Genomic DNA, 19,035 nt, shown 5'->3' on the forward strand with positions numbered 1-19,035 from the left:
TCCCCTTGTAACATTTCTTTAAGTCTAACGAGGGCGATCAATTCTGACATTCTTCTTGCGATTGACTCATCTCGATTTCCTGTCCCACGGTAAACTGGTGAAATTGATTATTGCGATCGCGCTTTTGTTATGCCGTCATTTTTACTCGAAGTTGGAACCGAAGAACTCCCCGCAAGCTTTGTCGATGAAGCATTGTCGCAATGGCGATCGCGCATCCCCAAACAGCTTAGCGAGTTAAATTTGGCATCTGATTCGATTCAGTTTTATGGCACACCGAGACGATTAGCGATCGTGATTGGAGGCTTACCTGCTCAGCAGCCGGATCAAGAAGAAGAAATCAAAGGGCCTCCCGCACAAGCCGCATTCAAAGACGGCAAGCCGACCAAAGCCGCAGAAGGATTTGCTCAGAAACAAGGAGTGTCGATCGACTCGTTTGAGATTCGTCCGACTGAAAAAGGCGAATTCATCTTTGTGAAGAAAACGATTAAAGGTCGCCCCATTTCGGAAATTCTCACAGAACTAATTCCGCAATGGATTACGCAGCTTGAAGGAAAGCGCTTTATGCGGTGGGGCGATGGAGATTTACGGTTCTCGCGCCCGATTCGCTGGCTGGTGACATTGCTCGATCGCGAAGTTCTCCCGCTCGAAATCACCAGCAATTCGATCCAATACAAGAGCGATCGTATTTCCTGGGGTCATCGCGTTCTGCATCCCGATTCGATTTCGATTCCGAATCCAGAATCTTACGTTTCAGCGTTAAAGTCTGCGTTTGTGGAAGTGAATCCAGACGATCGTCAAACTTTGATCAAACAGCAAGCGGAAGATGCTGCAAAACGAGTCAATGGTGTTGCCATTATTGATCCTGATTTGTTGCGCGAAGTCACTAACTTAGTGGAATATCCTTCTGCTGTTGTCGGTAAATTCGATGCCGACTTCTTAGAACTTCCCGCAGAAGTGATTACAACCGAAATGGAAAGCCATCAGCGCTATTTCCCGGTTCGCAAATCGGATAGCTCTGAACTCTTGCCTTATTTCATTACTGCTTCAAATGGTGATCCAAAGAAAGCAGACATCATTGCATCTGGAAACGAGCGAGTCATCCGGGCGCGGCTCTCAGATGGGAAATTCTTTTTTGATGCCGATCGCAAAATTCCCCTCGAAGCCTATCTTCCCAAACTCGAAACCGTAACCTTCCAGGCGGATCTCGGATCAGTGAGATCCAAGGTTGATCGCATCATCGGCATTGCGGCTCAACTTTGTACTCAGCTAAACGTTGCCGATCGTGCCTCAGTCGAACAAGCTGCACTCCTTTGCAAAGCCGATCTCGTCACTCAGATGGTTGGCGAATTTCCAGAGCTACAAGGTGTAATGGGGCAAAAATACGCGATCGCCTGTGGTGAATCTGAAACCGTAGCGACCGCGATCTACGAGCATTACTTACCGCGTGGTGCAGGTGACGATCTACCGCAAACTCTAGCAGGAGAGATTGTAGGAATTAGCGATCGTCTCGATACCTTAGTCTGTATTTTCGGCTTAGGTCTGATTCCAACTGGCTCATCTGATCCGTTTGCACTCAGACGGGCAGCAACTGCGATCGTCAACATCACCTGGGCAGCAAACTTAGAACTCGACCTCAATCAGCTACTAGAGCAGACTGTTTCTAGCTTCAGTGCGAACTACGCCCAAGTTCAGAAACTTCCAGCAGCAGACCTACTCAAACAGCTAAAAGACTTCTTCTTACAGCGAATTGAAACGCTGCTGAAAGATGAGCGAGGCATCGATTACGACCTGGTGAATGCAGTCTTGGGTGAAAACGATCCAGATTACACCGCACGAGCCTTACAGAATTTATTAGATGTGCGCGATCGAGCCGAATTTCTGCAAGCAATCCGCACCGATCAACGCCTCGCTGCTATCTACGAAACTGTCAATCGTGCTTCTCGTCTCGCAGTTCAGGGAACCCTGGACAAGCAGCGGCTTGATCCGGTTCCAGTCATTCGTCCTGAACTGTTTGAGAAAAACTCAGAGAAAGCCTTCTTTGCTGCACTTCAGCAGTTAAATCAAACGATGCAAGGTCAAGCCGACTATACCAAACTGGTTGAAGCCTTGAGCCAAATTGCGCCCACAGTTAGTGCGTTCTTCGATGGTGAAGACAGCGTACTGGTGATGGACTCTAATCCTGACATCAAACAGAATCGTTTAAACCTGTTGGGAGTGCTGCGAAACCATGCAAGAGTGTTAGCGGACTTCGGAGCGATCGTCAAAAGCTAGCTGCACGGACTATTAATTTTCCGTTATCAACATTAATACTTTATCAAGCCAGCCTCGCAGATAAAAATTCTGCAAGGTTGGTACACCTGTTGTTGTTTCGATCGCGATTGAGAGTAATGCTTTATACATTACTACTCAATCCATCATTATGCCCGGTCTATCGAATTCTCACACTGACCCTGCTCCGACTAAACCTCCTTCTTCTCGCATCGAAGCTTCAGTGAACGTCATGGAAATCTTGGTTGCCGAAGAAGTTACAAATCAGCTCGGCTCCCTTCCGTACAAGGTTGCTCGCCAAACGAACCCCTCTGAAGTTGCCGCTTTCGCCCTCAATCGGCTCCCAGCCCTGTATGCCACAAGCAAGCGGGGCTGGGAGCGCCAGTGGAAGCGAGGCAAAGGAGAAATGCAAGCGCAAATTGCCACTGCTGTCCGTCAGGGAATCGTGGCAGTCCAGCGCGACCCTCTCTATGCAGATAGTCCCCTCGCCTTTGACAATCCCTCCGAAACAGCGCTGCAAGAACTCAGGCAGCTCCTCCGCTGTGAGGACTTGTCCTGGCAAAATCTATCCAGCGTCGTCAGACTAACCTTGATGGATACGCTACGCGGCAAAATCACTTGGGCTGCACCTCAGCGCAATGAGGGCTTCGATTGGGAGAATCATCCCCATCATCAACGAAGCTAGCGATCGCCCTCAATCTCCTATGCCCCTTGAGAACGCGCTCCACTCTCTTAATTTAGGGGCAATAAGATCTCAAACACCGTCCCGCGGAACTCTGGCTCAATACTGGAGTAGACGCGGAACTTCCCGCCATGTCTGCCTGTAACGATGCGGTAGCTCATCGCCAAGCTGGTTTCTTGTGCCAAATCTGTTGAAAACGCATTCAATAATTGATTTTGCGTCTCGATCGATATCTCAGGATTGCTGTCGGAAATCTGAACCGAAACCCAGCGCTGCCCCGATCCGTCGAGCGAACACACTTCGGTCAAAATTGTAATTTTCGGGGATTCGCAAGACTCCAGTTCACATCGAGCCGCTTGATTGAGCAGAGCATCGATCGATCGGTTCAAAATATTCATGAACACCTGGCTAAGCTGACTGATAAAGCAAGGAATCGGCGGGAGGTGTCCGTAATGCTTCACAACTTGAATACTACTCGTCAGGCGGCTCTTCAACAGAAGTAACACCGAATCCAGACAATCATGTAAATTTGCGGGGCGCGGATACACCTCATCGATGTGACAGAAATTTTGTAGACTATTTGCCAATCGAGAAAGGCGTTCTGCCCCTGTTCTAATGCTGTCAAGCGTTTTCGGCAAATCCTCGCAAATGTAATCGAACTCGATCTCTTCCTTCAAATCCGTGATCTTTTGCGGAACTTGAATCACATATTTCTCATACACCTGGATAATCTCAAGCAAACTCCGACTGTACTCGGCAATGTGGCTCAAGTTCCCCCAGATAAAACTCACCGGATCGAGAATCTCGTGCGAAACTCCATCGACAAGCCGCCCCAAGCTTGCCATCTTTTCACTCTGAACCATCTGAAGCTGGAGACGCTCAATTCTGACCTGCGTCTCAATTCCCCGCAATTGCCAGTAAGCAATATTCAATTCGTGAACATCGAGAATGCGGTACTGAGCAGAATCGAGATGCACAACGATCGGATCACTCAAGCGCTCAAACGGACGACGCAACGCTTGCTGTGCTGCACTCAAAATCGGAGTATCACCGCTCAGAATCAGGGGTACAGCGCGATCGTAGCTATGCAAAACCCGAAGCGGCTTGTCGAGAAAAAGATCAACTCCGTAAGGACGCAGCAAGTATTCCAGCAGTCGTTGGCGCGGTAACATTCCCACAAAGCGCCCTTGTTCGGTTAAAATGACCCCCGGAAGTAGCGAATGCTGCTCGAAGACTCGCGCTACCTCCGTTCCCAAAACGTCTAATTCTGCCGCAAAATCATACAGAGGCAGATCCTTCAGTGTCGATTCAAGCTGGATCGATTGCGTGTTCCCACGAGTCAAACTGGGAGCGTTCAGGGGCGATCGAGCAGTAGAGGTTGGTTTTGTAAACACAAGGGCAGTCGTCCAAGTTACAAACTTGCTGAATCTACACTGCCCAAATTTGCGTCTACTTCATCAGCCTTACCCGAACCTCCTGCTATGCAATTGATTTCTTTCTTGCTCCGGTCTTCTCCCAAATTAGTCGCGATCGCGATTTTTATGGGGCTTCTCAGTGGGGTGAGTAGTGCGGGATTAATTGCATTAATCAGTCGGGCGCTGGGAAGTCCGAACGCAGCGATCGGGCAAATTGCAGGAGCGTTTGTTGGGCTGGCGATTCTATCCCTAGTGACGAGCGTTATTTCTCAAGTAGTGCTGATTCGTTTAGCACAAGATGCAGTATTTCATCTGCGATTGCAGCTAAGCCGCCAAATCTTATCGTCTGAGCTGCGGCATCTAGAACAGCTTGGCAACGCTCGGATGATGGCAACCTTAACCGAAGATGTGCAGGCGGTAGCAACGGCTGTTTCGTCGTTCCCGTTTCTTTGCATTGAGCTGGCAACTGTTGTTGGCTGTTTTGTGTTCATCGGCTCATTGTCTTGGGTTGTGTTTGCAATGGTAATGGGCTTGTTTGCATTCACATTTTTAACTTGTCAATGGTTACTCAATCAAGCGCGTCGTCGGATGGTTGATGCGCGTGAAGATCAAGACGCTTTGTTTCGACATTTCCGATCGATTACCGATGGCATCAAGGAACTAAAGCTGCATTCTCCCCGCCGTCAAGTCTTTCTCAATCAAGAACTAGAAACGACTTCAGCCTCTTTTCGTCGCCATAACATTTATGCACTGATTCTGTATGCGTCCGCCGGGAGTTGGGGCAAACTGATTTTCTTCTTTGCGATCGGCTTTTTGCTGTTTGCGCTTCCTAGTCTTTTATCGATTCCGATCGAAACGCTGTCAGGCTATGTTTTGACGTTTACTTATCTAACGTTGCCGTTGGATAAGTTAATTCTAAAGCTGCCAATTCTTAGCCAAGCGAGTGTTTCACTTCAGAAAATTGAAGCTTTGGGACTATCACTCAAAAATCGTGCAGAAGCCGCAAATAATCCAGCGGCGGTCACGTTTTCAGGTGAAGCCAGCGCCCAGAACTGGAGACAGATTAAACTTCATAACGTGGCTCACAGTTACTATCAGTCCGCAGATACACAGTTCAAACTAGGGGACATCAATCTCACGCTAAATGCAGGCGAAATTGTGTTTATTGTGGGTGGAAACGGTAGTGGTAAATCAACCTTAGCAAAGCTTTTAACTGGATTATACGCACCAGAATCAGGAGCTATTTTGCTCGATGGCACTCCGATTACAAACGAGAATCGAGAATGGTATCGGCAGCACTTCTCGACTGTGTTCGCTGACTTTTATCTCTTCGATCGCCTACTTGGTTTAGATGCTACAGATCAAGAAGCACAGAACTATCTGCAACAGTTGCAATTAGATCATAAAGTTCAGATTCGCAATGGTCAGTTTTCAACCACTGAGCTTTCTCAAGGACAACGAAAGCGACTGGCGTTGTTAACTACATATCTTGAGGATCGCCCCATCTATCTGTTTGATGAATGGGCATCGGATCAAGATCCTACGTTTCGTGAATTGTTCTACACCGAGTTCTTACCAAAGCTAAAGCATCGGGGTAAGACGGTGTGGGTGATTAGTCATGATGATCATTACTTTGGGTACTGCGATCGTCTGATCAAACTCGATTATGGGCAGGTTGAGTACGATCACCGCAATGAGTCCTGAATCGGAATGATCGTTCTTTAAGATACAAATGTAATTCTTTTGAGAAAATTCGCCCTTAATCGCATCAAATTTTCAGCTTTAGGGAACTCTGAGCACAGTTGCTGATTGTGATTTCGCGTCGGTTCATTGCGTTTTCCGAAACCATGAGCCTGTACAAGTTCCTCTAACAGATCCCCCCGTTCTATGACCTCTTTTTCCTCGCATCTACCCGATTCGCCCCGCCCCGTAACGATGCAGCCTGATGGTCGTGACCGCACGATCACGCCCCACCCTAGCGAATCGCGGCTTGTCGTCGCCTCAAACCATGCCTTAGCTCCCAAAGGAAGGTTTTCTTCATTTCTCGCACCGTTGACTCAGGAGAAGTTCAAAGAAGTTGTTCACGAGGTTGAACACAAGCTCAAAATCGTCAATCAAACCCTATCGATGCTGGATATGCAGGGGTTTGACACAATTTTGGAGGAGATGCTGAATTCGATCACCGCAAAAACCGGGGAATTGCTCAACGCCGATCGCACGACAATTTATTTGCTCGATGAGGAAAAGCACGAACTTTATACAACTGTGACAGAGGGATCAGGGGGACGTTCGATCGAAATCCGTTTTCCCGCTGATCAAGGGATTGCTGGAGAAGTGGCAACCTTTAAGCGCCCGGTGAATATTCCCTATGATTTTTTTGATGATCCTCGATCGACCCAATCTAAAATTCAGTTCAGCAAAACGGGCTATCGAACTTACACGATGCTAACGATGCCCTTGCTGAACGATGAAGGGGGCTTGGTTGCAGTAGTTCAGTTAATTAATAAGCTCCGATCCCGCTGCGATCGTGCTCTTCCACTCGATCAGCGAATTGCGCTCGAAGGCTTTACCCCACACGATGAAGAACTATTCCGAGAGTTTGCACCTTCGATTCGACTGATTTTAGAATCTTCGCGATCGTTCTACCTTGCAACCCAAAAACAACGGGCTGCCAATGCCTTGATCAAGGCAACTCAGTCGCTGAGTCAGAGCAGCTTAGACCTCGATGACACGCTCAAACGAGTGATGGACGAGGCAAAAACTTTAATGAACGCCGATCGCAGTACGCTTTGGTTGATTGATCGCGATCGCGATGAAATCTGGACGCGCATTCCTACAGTAGAAGGCGCAATGAAAGAATTGCGCTTACCGATCGGCGTTGGATTTGCGGGACAAGTCGCCGCTTCGGGCGAAGTCATCAATATTCCTTTTGATTTGTACGAGCAAGCAGGAGCCGAAACGGCTAAAAAAACCGACCAAGACAACGGCTATCGCACCTGTAGCCTGCTTTGTATGCCCGTTCGCAATGCTGACGGTGAGCTGATTGGTGTCACTCAGTTAGTCAACAAAACCAAGCAAGGCGATTTCCCCTCCTACGATCCTAAAGACTTCCCCAAAGCACCGGAGCGCTGGAGAGCAAGCTTCAACCGCAGCGATCAGGAATTCATGGAAACGTTCAATATTCAAGCTGGAGTTGCCCTGCAAAACGCTCGACTGTTTGAAACCGTCAAGCAGCAGGAACAAATGCAGCGCGACATCTTGCGATCGCTAACCAATGGCGTGATCTCCACCGATAAAGAAGGTAGGATCATTGCCGCGAACGAAAGCGCCAAAAAACTTCTGGGACTGAGTGAAGAAGACGCGATCGAAGGACACCTGATTACTCAATTGATCCAACTCGAAAAAGGCAGCTTCTACAACTGGTTCAATCAAGCCATTACAGGCAACCGTCAGCAATACTATCCAGATCAAACCCTACAACCCGTTAGAGGCGAGGAACAGCACAGCATCAACTTATCGATTAACACGATCGCCGATGCCAATGACCACCATCGCATATCGGGTGCGCTCGTTGTGATGGACGACATCAGCGACGAAAAGCGACTCAAAAGCACAATGTACCGCTACATGACCCAGGAACTCGCAGAACAGCTCCTCGAAAATCCTGATGCCGCAAAGATGGGCGGCGATCGCAAAGATGTTTCTGTGCTGTTCTCAGATATTCGCAGCTATACAACGCTGACCGAAACGCTCAAAGCCGAAGAAGTCGTCGAGATGCTAAATCAGTATTTTGAATCAATGGTCGAAGCGGTCTTCATGCACAAAGGCATTCTCGATAAATACATCGGTGATGCGATTATGGCGGTGTTTGGATCGCCCTTACCCTTAGACGATCACGAATGGATGGCAGTCCAAACCGCACTAGAGATGCGCCATCGGTTGACGGCATTCAATCGAGCTAGAAGCGCCTGTAATCAACAGACAATCTCGATCGGAATTGGCATCAATTCAGATACGGTGATTAGCGGCAATATTGGATGCAGTAAACGCATGGAATTTACCGCGATCGGTGATGGAGTCAATCTCGGTTCTCGGCTCGAAGGCGCAAGCAAGCTGTATGGAACCGATATCGTCATGAGCGAGACCACTTATCGCCCTTGCGCCGATCGCGTTTGGGCGCGAGAACTCGATTTCATCAAAGTCAAGGGTAAAAACAAGCCTGTTGCCGTTTACGAACTGGTGGGACTGCGATCAGAGAAAATCTCCGACAAGAAGCAGCGCATCATCGACCACTATCACAACGCTCGTCAGCACTATTTGAACCGTAAATTTGCCTTCGCTGTGGCAGAATTTGCAACAGTTCTAGAAATCGACCATACGGATAAAGCGGCATCTCTGCACATGGAGCGCTGCCAGCACTGGCTCAGAACGCCGCCGTCTGATGACTGGGACGGCTCCTGGTCACTCACCGAGAAGTAAGCTTCACAATTAAATTAAATTTTCATATACAGGTAGCACACCTAGAAAGACGATGCTATTCTTAACCCAGGAATTAGCAGACAGCTCGAAATACTTACCGGACACTACGCCCGCAGGGATGCGATTTCGCAGTTGCGAAAGGTATACTAGAAGTATTAAGAGCATAATGCTCACGCCATCACTGACCTCGATGTGTCGAGCCACCATTGACAGAGCCTGTATTGCTCCTGCTTGTATTGCTCCTGCTTGTATTCCTTCTACTGTAGTTATTCACCCCACCCTACTCATGTCTTCCTTCCACCACAACGGTCAAGCTGCTTCCATCGCTACAGCAAGCCCAGTGCATCAGCAGTCGTCGGATCTATTCAGCGATCTTCAAGCGCTGATTCCGCAGAATTTAAGCAATAACAAGCGTGCTGTGATTAATGCCCTAATCGCACGTCATCTAAAGAACTCTAGCGATCGCTAAATCTTATTTCTCCTAAAGCAGTGGGTCGATATTGTCTTGTCCCAAGCGAGATATAGGAGATTTGGCTATACTATATTATAATTCCTAACTTTTCGCGAGTTTGGGTTGTCTCTACCATTACTGAGACGGGCGACCCTTCACAAATCTTGATAAACTTTCTAAGCTTTGTGCGAAATGCGCCAGGGCCGTTTTGTATTCCTAACTGTGCAACGTCCTGTGTCCCCAGATGGTCTCAGTTAGGCAAGGCAAATATGATGACCAAAGAGCAATCTCTTCAACTTCTCTCGGACTTAATTGAACGAGTTACAAAGGCTGACACCGATGACTTCTTAATTCTTGCGGAAATCGCAGGACTAAACCCGCTTCAAGACTTTTCAGGAATTGATTTGAGCGGGGTCGATCTTCGATCGAAGAATATGGCACGGGCAGATCTAATCGAAGCAACACTGGTGAGAGCCAGCCTGATTAGCACGGATTTAACCGATGCGCGGCTCATTAGTAGCAATCTGGCACATGCAAATCTGACCGATGCGACGCTGACGGGAGCAAACTTAATCAATGCAGATTTAACGGGTGCGGTCTTGGTGAACGCCACTTTAGATGGTGCGAATCTGACGGGTGCAATTTTGACCGAGGCGAAGTTGAGCTATGCAGATGTACGACGATCGACATTAACGAGTGCAGACTTGAATGGAACGAAGCTGAGTGAGACGAACTTAAGCTACGCAACGCTGCGGCGGGCACACTTGATCAATGCAGACTTGAGTGGGGCAAGTTTGTATGGAGCCGACCTGACTGGAGCAGATCTACGAGGCGCAGTATTGTCTGATACGAATCTTGTGGGCACAAAGGTTGAGAGAACGCGGTTTAATGATTCCCGCTGGTTTTCGAGAGATGCAAAGCGGGATTTGATCCAGCGCGGCGCGATGTTTGAAGCTTAGATATTTGAAGCTTAAAGGTGCCAACGCACCGCTTCTTGTCCGGCAGGCGGCTGAACTTGCTTTGCCTCAACTGCATACAGCCTCACCGACTCTGGTAGCTTATAGAGTGAGAGTGCAGTTGCTTCAGCATGACGAACTTGGCTGGAGAGAGGCTATTGAGGGTTGCGAGCAACAGAAGAGGGAGTAATGTAGCTTGCTGTAAGGCGGAGTCGATCGAATCGATATAGTGAGTATGCCTCATGATAGAGGCTTCTAGCTTCAGCAATGAGAGCGCTTAAAAACACGCTAGGATCAAGGACACACCTCGATTTCGAAAACTTGGTCATGGCGCAAGAAAAACCTCCTCAGTCTGGCGGTGGAATGGCAGTCGTGCAATATTGGGCGGAGCAAACGTTATCGCCGGATGGAGCCAAGATTTGGCAAACGCTGTTTCATAAAAGCGCGTGTTTGTCCTGTGCCTGGGGAACTGGCGGACAGAAAGGTGGATTTGTCAACGAAGACGGGGAAGTGTTCCAGCGATGTGCCAAAAGTGTGGAAGCGATCGCGTCTGAGCTACAACCTGCCACGGCTTTTGAGCAAGAGTATACGATCGCTCAATTGCAAGCTTTAACTTCCCAAGAAGCAAACAATCTAGGGCGCTTAAGTCATCCCCTGATTCTGAGAAAGGGTAGTAACCGCTATGAGCGCATTAGCTGGGATGAAGTCTATCAGATTGCAGAAGCAGCCTTTCAGAAAGCTCCAGAACGAGTGGCATCTTATAGTTCAGGACGATCTTCAAATGAAGCTGCCTATCTATTACAATTGATGATGCGAGCTTTGGGATCGAACAACTTAGCCGATTGTTCCGATTTGTGTCATTCTGCTTCGACAGTAGGGCTGAAAGATATGTTTGGCTCCGGCACATCAATGGTGAGCTTAGAGAGTCTGAAAAAAGCGGATTGTGTTGTGTTGATTGGATCAAATGCGCCTGCAAACCATCCGCGATTGATGAATGAATTGATTCAACTGCGCGATCGTGGCGGTAAGGTGATTGTGATCAATCCTACGATCGAGGTTGGATTGGTTAAATTCGGTTCTCCTGCATTTCCGATTAAATCCATGTTGAAGGGCGGCTCTGACATTTCTTCACTATATCTACAACCTATTCCCGGAAGTGATGTTGCATTGTTCGTGGGGTTGCAAAAAGCACTAATCGAGCAGAATTTAGTGAAACAAGACTTTCTTGAAGCCTATACAGAACAATGGCAAGCGGTGATTGACTATGCCCAATCAACTTCTTGGGAAACCATCACCGAAGTCTGCGGAGTGTCTAAGCCTGAAATTGATCTCGCTGCAAATTTCATTGGCACTTCAGAAGGAGTCGTTTTCGCCTGGGCAATGGGTGTGACTCAACAAGAAAATGGAGTCGATAACATCTATAGCATTGCCAATACAGCCCTGATTAGTGGCAATGTGGGGAAAGAAGGGGCAGGAACCATGCCGATTCGGGGACACTCGAATGTGCAGGGCTTTGGATCAATGGGTGTCACCATTCACCTGAAGAAAGAGATTCAGCAAGCATTAGAGAAATTATTGCAAAAGCCTTTGAGCCGGATTCAGGGCTATGATACTCGCGCCTTGATTGAAGCCGCAGATGCAGGTCAGATCGATACTTTAATCTGTTTAGGTGGTAATTTATATGCTGCAAACCCTGATTTAACTCAGGCAAAACGCGCTCTCGGCAGCATCGAAACTATCTTCTATGTTGCAACTAAGCCAAACTTAGGACATTTTCACGGACTCGCTCGCCACAATACGATCGTCATTCCTGTGCTCACTCGGTTTGAGAATCCTCATAAAACGACGGCTGAATCCGGCAACAACTTCGTGCGCCTAAATGATGAGGGTCACACTCATCTGAAAAATGCGGAGTTGATTTCTGAAGTGGGATTTTTAACGGAGATTGCCGATCGCGCCCTCCAAGAATCTCCAGTCCAGTGGCGCAAGCTTCAAGATACAAAGTATGTGCGGCAGTTGATCGCTCAAACGATTCCAGGCTATGAAAAGATCGGTGAAATCGATGACACCGAAGAAGAGTTTACGATCGCCAATCGCGTGTTTACAACGCCGAAGTTCCCCACAGCTAGCGGAAAAGCTTCAATGTTTGTCGCACCTTTACCAAGGCTCTCAATTCCAACAAAACAAGACTTTGGTCTACCAGACTCAATTCCCGGATTGACACTGATTTTAGGTACAGGACGCAGCTACGCACAGCACAATACTGTGGTGTACAAGCCTGGAGATAAATATCGCGCTATGCCGCACCGTAATTGTATTTTGATGAATCAAGCAGATGCAGAGCGGGCAGGATTTCGAGAGCATCAGCGCGTCACGGTGCAGGGCGATGCAGGTAAGCTCGAACAAGTTGAAATCATCTACGGCATGATTCGATCGGGTGCCGCGATGATGTTTTATCCTGAGGTTAATGCTATTTTCAAGGCTAAGATTGATCCACGATCGGGAACGCCCGCTTATAAACGAGTTCCCGTTGTCGTTTACGCACCTGAAGCAGTCTCGACTAAATAGAGCGAATGAGAAGAGAAGCCTCTAGAGCAGCAACTTACGGATTGATTGCAATCCTACTGATGGCAGCAATTCTTCGGTTTTATAAAGTTGATCAGCCCTTTATTGATGCAACAAGTTGGAGACAGTCTGATACTGCCACGATCGCGGATAACTTTTACAGAGGAAACTGGAATATCTTTTATCCGAAAATTAGCTGGAATGGGCCAGGAGATCAAGTTGTCGGATATGAGTTTCAGACGATCAGTTATCTTGCGGCGTTGTTGTACCGCATTGTCGGGCAGCATGATTGGGTTTGTCGCGCGATTGCAATCGTCTTTGGCGTGTGGGGCATTTTCGCGTTTTACCAACTGTTGCGCCGCGTTTGGGGTCAGAACTATGCCGTTGTCGGGGCCGCAGTCCTAGCGCTGTTACCCGGTGCAGTTTATGTCGATCGCTCCTTTCTCCCCGATCCAGTTATGCTATCGCTGGTGATTACGAGCGTTTGGCTACTTGTCGCCTACCTGCAAACAGAAAAACTGCATTACTTACTACTCGCAAGCTTGGCTGGGATATTCGGCTTTCTGACCAAGATCTCCGGCTTGATTGTAGGAATCCCGATGCTTTATGCGATCGTTACCATTCTAGGCCAGAAACAAAATCGACGCTTAAAGCAGCTTACTTTAATTGCGGGTGCTGGCGTTGTCACTCTAATTCCGGTCATTGCCTATTACGCTTGGGCACTCCACCTTTTTCGCACCCAGCCGCCTTACTATGTAGCCGCTGGCGAATACTGGGTTTGGAAATATGGGCTATCGCGGTTTCTAGAACAGAATTACTTTTTACCAAAACTTTTATATCAATTGCGCTGGTTCTGGACATTGCCCGTCATAGTTCTCGCGATCGTTGGATTGTTTCTGCGTCCACCGTCTCACAACGAGTATAAAGCGCCTTGGCTATTTCACATTTGGATGCTTGCATTTGGGTTTTACTACGCGATCGCCGCTCAAGGCTTAGTGAATAATCCGACAAACCTGAACCTATCAAATCCTGCTACAGCGGCTCTCACCGCCCATAGTCTGATTAAAATCGCTGCATGGATTCGAGCAAAACTGGGAACACGAGCATCATTAGCGTGGATGGCTGTGGTTTTACTCTTGATTGGTGGACTTGGGCAAAGAGCATTGCACCGATTTGCGCTGCGACCTTTTGCCGAACAGGACTTCAAACTCGGACTCGCTTTACGGCAGGCGGCTCAAACCAATGAACTGGTTGTCACTGCGACTTCAACACCTGGGGATGCTGTTACAGTTTATTACAGCCAGCGTCGAGGATGGGTGTTTCCTCCGCTTTATGCTTGGTCTTCGTCACTCTCTCAGTTGGAGGATGAAGAAGGAATTCGATTGTTAAAAGAGCTTGCAGGCAAAGGAGCAGATTGGTTTGGACTGGTTAAACCCGAGCAGTTTGCGAGCCAGCATCCTCAGCTCATGGAATATCTCGATCGCAACCTATCTCGCTATCAAGCTAGTCCGGAGTTCACAATCTACCGCATTGGGCCAAAAAAAGGGACATCGATCAATGCCCCTTTTTCATCTGATGTGAGAAACGAAACTAACTAGCAATATACTCGCGAACGTTTGCTTTGCGACGACGTAGATGATCCAACGCTTGCCGCTCAAGCTGACGAACCCGCTCACGGCTCAGATTCAAACGATCGCCCACCTTCGCCAGCGATAGCTCGTAACCATCCTGCAAACCGTAGCGCAGGCTTAGAACTTCGCGCTGTTGCGGAGTCAAGTCAGTCATCAACGTCTCAAGATCCTGGCGTAAAAGCTCCTGAGTCAAGTGCATATCCGGCGAAGGGCCGTTATCCTCTAACAACTCCTGAAGCTCGGTATCTTGGTTGTCCCCGACGCGCAGATCGAGCGAAACCGGCTGACGTGACATCATCAGAAACTCACGAATCTGATCGGGCTCAAGCTCTAACTCGGTGGCAATCTCAGCTGCAGTCGCAGCCCGTCCAAGCTTCTGCGCTAACTCACGCTGAACACGCTTGATCTTGTTGAGCTTCTCGGTGATGTGAATCGGTAAACGAATCGTGCGGGCTTGCTGAGCGATCGCTCTCGTAATCGCCTGACGAATCCACCAGTACGCATAAGTTGAGAACTTATAGCCGCGAGTCGGGTCAAACTTCTCAACCCCGCGCTCTAAGCCCAGCGATCCTTCTTGAATCAGATCCAGAAACTCAAGATTGCGCTTCTGATACTTCTTGGCGATCGACACCACTAGGCGCAGATTCGCTTCGATCATCTTCTGCTTAGCACGACGACCCCGCGTAAAGATGCCAGTCAACTCAGCATCGCTCAGATGAACGTGCTCAGAAAACTCTTGCTGCGTCGGCTCGTGACCAAGCTTCTTAGCAAGCTTCTCTTTCTTCTCTTGCAGCGTCATCATCTGCTGCACTTGCTTGCCGTAGAGAATCTCTTGCTCGTGGGTCAGCATCGGCACACGACCAATCTCATGCAGGTAAGTACGCACCATATCGGCGCTGTAGGTGGACTTGGGAGCGGATTTAGATTTGGTGTTGGCAGTAGCCATGTGCAGTCAACTCCATGAAATGAAAACGATTGGGGCGGCGAAACTCTGATGGATCGAGGGTAAAGACTAAGAAGCAGGTGCGCTCAGAACTGAGGCATCACGAAGGCAATCACTTAAACACAGAATGTGGAAGAGAACAACCTGAACTGAAGGGAAATAGGGTAAAGGTCTACGCTGTAAACCTGACGACAAAAGTAAGAGCTGGGTTCCTATGTCGAAGTCAATTCGACTTTAATTTAATAATAGGACGAACTCGAACAAAAGTAAAGAGCCTCGCAGGACTTTCTGGGAAAATCTCAGAAAATATATCGCTTGAGAGAACAAAACGCGAGGCATAGAGCGATCCAAAATAGAACTGAAGGTCGGTTAAATTCTTCTTTTATCATGACGGGTCTGTGAGGGAATGAATAGACGATCGCGTGGGGGATAACCGTACCATTTTTAACAATAGGAGTTGTGATTTCTACCAGTTAGATTCTTTAGCGATGCTAAACGCTCGGAAGTCTTGCCACGTGCCACTTTTGAGAGTTCGAGAAAATTTGCTCTAACAGTTTCAGGACAGCTTTATGTTTGTTAGATTGTGGCTGTTCTAACCTAGTTTTTAAATGTGAAAATGCAGTGACATTTAGATGACGATCGCATAAAAAAATAACGATCCTTAATACTTTCAATCGTATGTAGATTGATTGATCCATCGTCCTCAATTTGATAGAAATGGCACTTATACTCAACGCGATTTTGTATGCGTTCGTTAAGCTGACAGGTAAGTTGTTTCAACATGAGGAAAAAGGCTTATGCTGACTGTCGCTCAATCTCGACCGACAGAGCGTGCCCAGTTTATCCAGAAGACCTATCTACACTTAGCTGGAGCCGTGGGCGCGTTCATTGTTCTTGAAGTGCTGCTGTTTCAGTCTGGAATTGCTGCCGCCATTACTGGGTTTATCGCATCGAGTCGATTTACCTGGCTGGCGATTTTGGGAGCGTTTGCGCTGTTGGGCTGGCTGTCTCGATCGCTCGCTGCAAAAGCGGATTCTGTACAAACGCAATACACAGGTTTGGCAATCTACGTCATTGCAGAAGCCCTGATTTTTGCGCCGATTCTTTACATCGCCGCGACCTTTTCTGATCCCAGCGTGATTCCGACTGCCGCAATTTTGACCTTGCTCTTATTTGCAGGTCTGACGGCGGTTGCCCTGACGACGAAAAGAGATTTCTCGTTTTTGGGCGGTGTTTTGACGATCGGTGGATTTATCGCGCTGGGTCTGATTCTGTGCAGCGTGATCTTCGGCTTTACGCTGGGGCTGATCTTCTCGGTTGCAATGGTGCTCTTTGCCTCGGTTGCGATCCTGTATGACACCTCAAAAGTCATGCACCATTACGCGACGCACCAATATGTCGCAGCCTCCCTAGAGCTATTTGCATCGGTGGCATTGCTATTTTGGTACGTGCTGCGGATTGTCATGTCGCTATCTTCGCGCCGATAGGTTCGGAATGCTCAAGCGTCGATCGCCTGAGCACTTCCTTATTCCAGTTCAGAAATCGCTCGATTACTCGCGGCTTGCAGCATCGCTTTCAGGCTTTGGGGTTCTGGATAGGCAGGAGTCGGGCGCTCGAACTTCAGCGGCAGATTTGTGAATTTTGGCAAAATTTCTCGGCAGAACGCATCCGCAGCTTTCGATCGATATCGAGTCGGGTTAATAATCACCGAGAGATTGCGCTTCACGACTACATCTTCAATTCTGGCGCGATGCAGCATTCCCATTTGCAACTCTTTCTCAATCGCAGACACCGACACAAACGACGCGCCTAAACCCGACTGAACCGCGTTTTTAATCGCTTCGATCGAATTCAGCTCCATCTCAATTTTGAGGCGGCGGGTTTCAATGCCACAGCGTCCTAAAACTTGGTCGATCACCTTGCGAATCGTCGATTGAGAGTCGAGGGCAATAAACTGCAAACGATACAAATCGTCTTTCTGGATCGTTTCTAGGCGGGATAAAGGGTGAGACGGAGGCAAAATCAGCGCGAGTTCGTCTTCGGCATAGGGAATAATTTCAAGCGAGTCTTGAAGTTCAGGAGAAATCTCACCGCCAATAATCGCCAGATCGATCTGACCATTCGCCACGCTCCAAGAGGTTCGTCGTGTGGAGTGGACGTGCAACTGAACCGCTACATCCGGATACTGCTGTCGAAACAACCCAATCATGCGCGGCAACAAATAGGTTCCCGTCGTTTGACTTGCGCCAATAATCAGCGTCCCGCCCTGGAGATTCTGCAAATCTTCGATCGCGCGGCAAGTCTCCTGACAAAGCGTTAGGATTTTCTCCCCATAATTTAGAAGCAAATGTCCTGCTTCGGTCAATTGCGCTCGTCGTCCACCACGATCAAATAAGGGCACGTCAAGCTGGCGTTCTAAATTCTGAACCTGTAGACTTACCGCTGGTTGAGAAACGTATAAGCTATCAGCAGCCCGCTTAAAGCTGCCCTCAGACGCGATCGCCTTCAAAATACGTAACTGATCGAGAGTGAAAGGAAGGTCAGACATACGGCTAAGCCTAAAGTGTGAGGAGCTTGAATTACACCGGGAGATCAATGCGTTCACTCTAAACTGGGAAGCCAGCTAGAGAGTGTGAACAATTATGAAGAACAATCAAAAATGGAAAAAATAGGCAAGCTTTAGTTGCGCGATCGCGCTGAGTCAAATTTCCTCCAGCGATTGATGTGGCAAGTATTGTACAAAACGATGAGCAAATCAGCCTATGAACCAGGAAGTTATTCAGGACTTTCTGAATGTACCAGGAATCACGGGAATCGCCCTATTTATTAGACAGTCTGAGCCAGTTTTTTACAGCAGTCATCCTGAGATTTTTCAAGGGTGATCGCAATTGCTGGCTGAAGGCATTCTACGAGTTGTCGAAACTATCCCAACTGAATATGAAGTGCTTGAGTTTCAGTGCGCTCAAACTCAAGTGGTGCTGCACGACTGGTTTCGCGCTTGGGTGGCTCAGTTTATTCGTCGCTGTTCTCAAGCGGTGAGCGATTATGCCGTCCTCGTCGAACAACACGCCCTCACGGATACCCAAAAAGCTCTTTTATTGCCCTAAACACTATTGCCCTAAATATGGTGAAAACGTTACGCCTTGAACCGATCGCCCAAGACAGCGCGATCGAAACAATGGGGAATCTCCTCTCGGTGCTTCTCAACAAAGATTTAGATGTTTTAAAAGAATGTGGCGGGCATGGAAGGTGCGCGACTTGTCATATCTACGTCAGGGATGGAATGGCTTCTTTGACTCCAATCGCTCGACGTGAGCAGCGCACTTTGGAAGTGATCACCTCTTGTAAGCCGAATTCACGATTGGCGTGTCAAGCGAGAGTTATCGGGAGTGGAGTCGTCGTGGAGCTACCTCCAGGAATGTATGTCAACTCGATCAAAGACATCGAAGCGCTAATTGGTCGCAGAGCTGAACAGGATCTCCTACATCCTTTGACCGGGCAAGTTCTGGTGGAAGCGGGAAAATTAATTACCTGATCGATGCTGAAAAAAATCGAAGACACGACCCCTTTCAATCCGTCAAATTACTTCTCGAATTCGTCTAGCGTTTAGATTCACAAAGAAACAGGGAACGCTTCAAACAACTC

General features: G+C 48.2%; 14 protein-coding genes. 11 read left to right on the forward strand and 3 right to left on the reverse strand.

All coding sequences use genetic code 11. From position 1 onward, the window contains the following. The first annotated feature begins 129 nt into the window (after positions 1-129). Together H6F51_12750 and H6F51_12755 are read left to right on the forward strand one after the other, a co-directional pair. Entirely contained in the window at positions 130-2,271 is a 2,142-nt protein-coding gene (locus H6F51_12750) for a glycine--tRNA ligase subunit beta (protein ID MBD1823350.1), read from the forward strand. Positions 2,272-2,500: 229 nt separating this feature from the next. Beyond that, positions 2,501-2,953, forward strand: coding sequence for a late competence development ComFB family protein (locus tag H6F51_12755; protein MBD1823351.1), 453 nt, complete (start codon positions 2,501-2,503; stop codon positions 2,951-2,953). A gap of 47 nt (positions 2,954-3,000) precedes the next feature. On the opposite strand, the gene H6F51_12760 is transcribed toward H6F51_12755, so the two are convergent. Further along, complete coding sequence (locus H6F51_12760; protein ID MBD1823352.1) at positions 3,001-4,344, reverse strand: sensor histidine kinase; 1,344 nt, start codon at positions 4,342-4,344, stop codon at positions 3,001-3,003. Positions 4,345-4,431: 87 nt separating this feature from the next. Between H6F51_12760 and H6F51_12765 the strand changes: the two genes are divergently transcribed. The 6 genes from H6F51_12765 (at position 4,432) to H6F51_12790 (ending at position 14,414) form a co-directional block, all read left to right on the forward strand. Then, complete coding sequence (locus H6F51_12765) at positions 4,432-6,069, forward strand: cyclic peptide export ABC transporter (GenBank protein ID MBD1823353.1); 1,638 nt, start codon at positions 4,432-4,434, stop codon at positions 6,067-6,069. Positions 6,070-6,252: 183 nt separating this feature from the next. Continuing rightward, positions 6,253-8,844: a GAF domain-containing protein gene (locus H6F51_12770; GenBank protein ID MBD1823354.1), complete on the forward strand. Its 2,592-nt coding sequence runs from the start codon at positions 6,253-6,255 to the stop codon at positions 8,842-8,844. Positions 8,845-9,010: 166 nt separating this feature from the next. Beyond that, entirely contained in the window at positions 9,011-9,313 is a 303-nt protein-coding gene (locus H6F51_12775; GenBank protein ID MBD1823355.1) for a hypothetical protein, read from the forward strand. A gap of 251 nt (positions 9,314-9,564) precedes the next feature. Beyond that, positions 9,565-10,254, forward strand: a complete 690-nt coding sequence (locus H6F51_12780) for a pentapeptide repeat-containing protein (protein ID MBD1823356.1) — start codon at positions 9,565-9,567, stop codon at positions 10,252-10,254. Positions 10,255-10,578: 324 nt separating this feature from the next. Then, positions 10,579-12,819, forward strand: a complete 2,241-nt coding sequence (locus tag H6F51_12785; protein MBD1823357.1) for an FdhF/YdeP family oxidoreductase — start codon at positions 10,579-10,581, stop codon at positions 12,817-12,819. A 5-nt stretch (positions 12,820-12,824) separates the two neighbouring features. After that, positions 12,825-14,414: a glycosyltransferase family 39 protein gene (locus H6F51_12790; protein ID MBD1823358.1), complete on the forward strand. Its 1,590-nt coding sequence runs from the start codon at positions 12,825-12,827 to the stop codon at positions 14,412-14,414. Here the strand turns inward: H6F51_12790 and H6F51_12795 are convergent. After that, positions 14,407-15,393 carry an RNA polymerase sigma factor, RpoD/SigA family gene (locus H6F51_12795; GenBank protein MBD1823359.1) on the reverse strand — a complete coding sequence of 329 codons (987 nt, stop codon included), beginning with the start codon at positions 15,391-15,393 and terminating at the stop codon, positions 14,407-14,409. The genes H6F51_12790 and H6F51_12795 overlap by 8 nt on opposite strands. Positions 15,394-16,187: 794 nt before the next feature. Here H6F51_12795 and H6F51_12800 point away from each other — a divergent pair. Then, positions 16,188-16,877 carry a US12 family protein gene (locus tag H6F51_12800; protein MBD1823360.1) on the forward strand — a complete coding sequence of 230 codons (690 nt, stop codon included), beginning with the start codon at positions 16,188-16,190 and terminating at the stop codon, positions 16,875-16,877. A 38-nt stretch (positions 16,878-16,915) separates the two neighbouring features. On the opposite strand, the gene H6F51_12805 is transcribed toward H6F51_12800, so the two are convergent. Further along, positions 16,916-17,938 carry a LysR family transcriptional regulator gene (locus H6F51_12805; protein ID MBD1823361.1) on the reverse strand — a complete coding sequence of 341 codons (1,023 nt, stop codon included), beginning with the start codon at positions 17,936-17,938 and terminating at the stop codon, positions 16,916-16,918. 340 nt (positions 17,939-18,278) lie between these two features. Between H6F51_12805 and H6F51_12810 the strand changes: the two genes are divergently transcribed. Together H6F51_12810 and H6F51_12815 are read left to right on the forward strand one after the other, a co-directional pair. Continuing rightward, positions 18,279-18,497, forward strand: coding sequence for a hypothetical protein (locus H6F51_12810; protein MBD1823362.1), 219 nt, complete (start codon positions 18,279-18,281; stop codon positions 18,495-18,497). A 17-nt stretch (positions 18,498-18,514) separates the two neighbouring features. Beyond that, positions 18,515-18,925 (forward strand): 2Fe-2S iron-sulfur cluster binding domain-containing protein, encoded by a 411-nt coding sequence (locus H6F51_12815; protein ID MBD1823363.1) that lies wholly within the window; start codon positions 18,515-18,517, stop codon positions 18,923-18,925. Positions 18,926-19,035 lie beyond the last annotated feature (110 nt).

The organism is Cyanobacteria bacterium FACHB-DQ100 (assembly GCA_014695195.1).
Lineage (GTDB): Bacteria > Cyanobacteriota > Cyanobacteriia > Leptolyngbyales > Leptolyngbyaceae > Leptolyngbya.

Bases quoted from the DNA above. Each gene is read 5' to 3' on its own strand.
- H6F51_12750 (MBD1823350.1), top strand. From the start codon at position 130: ATGCCGTCATTTTTACTCGAAGTTGGAACCGAAGAACTCCCCGCAAGC.
- H6F51_12755 (MBD1823351.1), top strand. From the start codon at position 2,501: ATGGAAATCTTGGTTGCCGAAGAAGTTACAAATCAGCTCGGCTCCCTT.
- H6F51_12765 (MBD1823353.1), top strand. From the start codon at position 4,432: ATGCAATTGATTTCTTTCTTGCTCCGGTCTTCTCCCAAATTAGTCGCG.
- H6F51_12770 (MBD1823354.1), top strand. From the start codon at position 6,253: ATGACCTCTTTTTCCTCGCATCTACCCGATTCGCCCCGCCCCGTAACG.
- H6F51_12775 (MBD1823355.1), top strand. From the start codon at position 9,011: ATGCTCACGCCATCACTGACCTCGATGTGTCGAGCCACCATTGACAGA.
- H6F51_12780 (MBD1823356.1), top strand. From the start codon at position 9,565: ATGATGACCAAAGAGCAATCTCTTCAACTTCTCTCGGACTTAATTGAA.
- H6F51_12785 (MBD1823357.1), top strand. From the start codon at position 10,579: ATGGCGCAAGAAAAACCTCCTCAGTCTGGCGGTGGAATGGCAGTCGTG.
- H6F51_12790 (MBD1823358.1), top strand. From the start codon at position 12,825: ATGAGAAGAGAAGCCTCTAGAGCAGCAACTTACGGATTGATTGCAATC.
- H6F51_12795 (MBD1823359.1), bottom strand. From the start codon at position 15,393: ATGGCTACTGCCAACACCAAATCTAAATCCGCTCCCAAGTCCACCTAC.
- H6F51_12800 (MBD1823360.1), top strand. From the start codon at position 16,188: ATGCTGACTGTCGCTCAATCTCGACCGACAGAGCGTGCCCAGTTTATC.
- H6F51_12805 (MBD1823361.1), bottom strand. From the start codon at position 17,938: ATGTCTGACCTTCCTTTCACTCTCGATCAGTTACGTATTTTGAAGGCG.
- H6F51_12815 (MBD1823363.1), top strand. From the start codon at position 18,515: ATGGTGAAAACGTTACGCCTTGAACCGATCGCCCAAGACAGCGCGATC.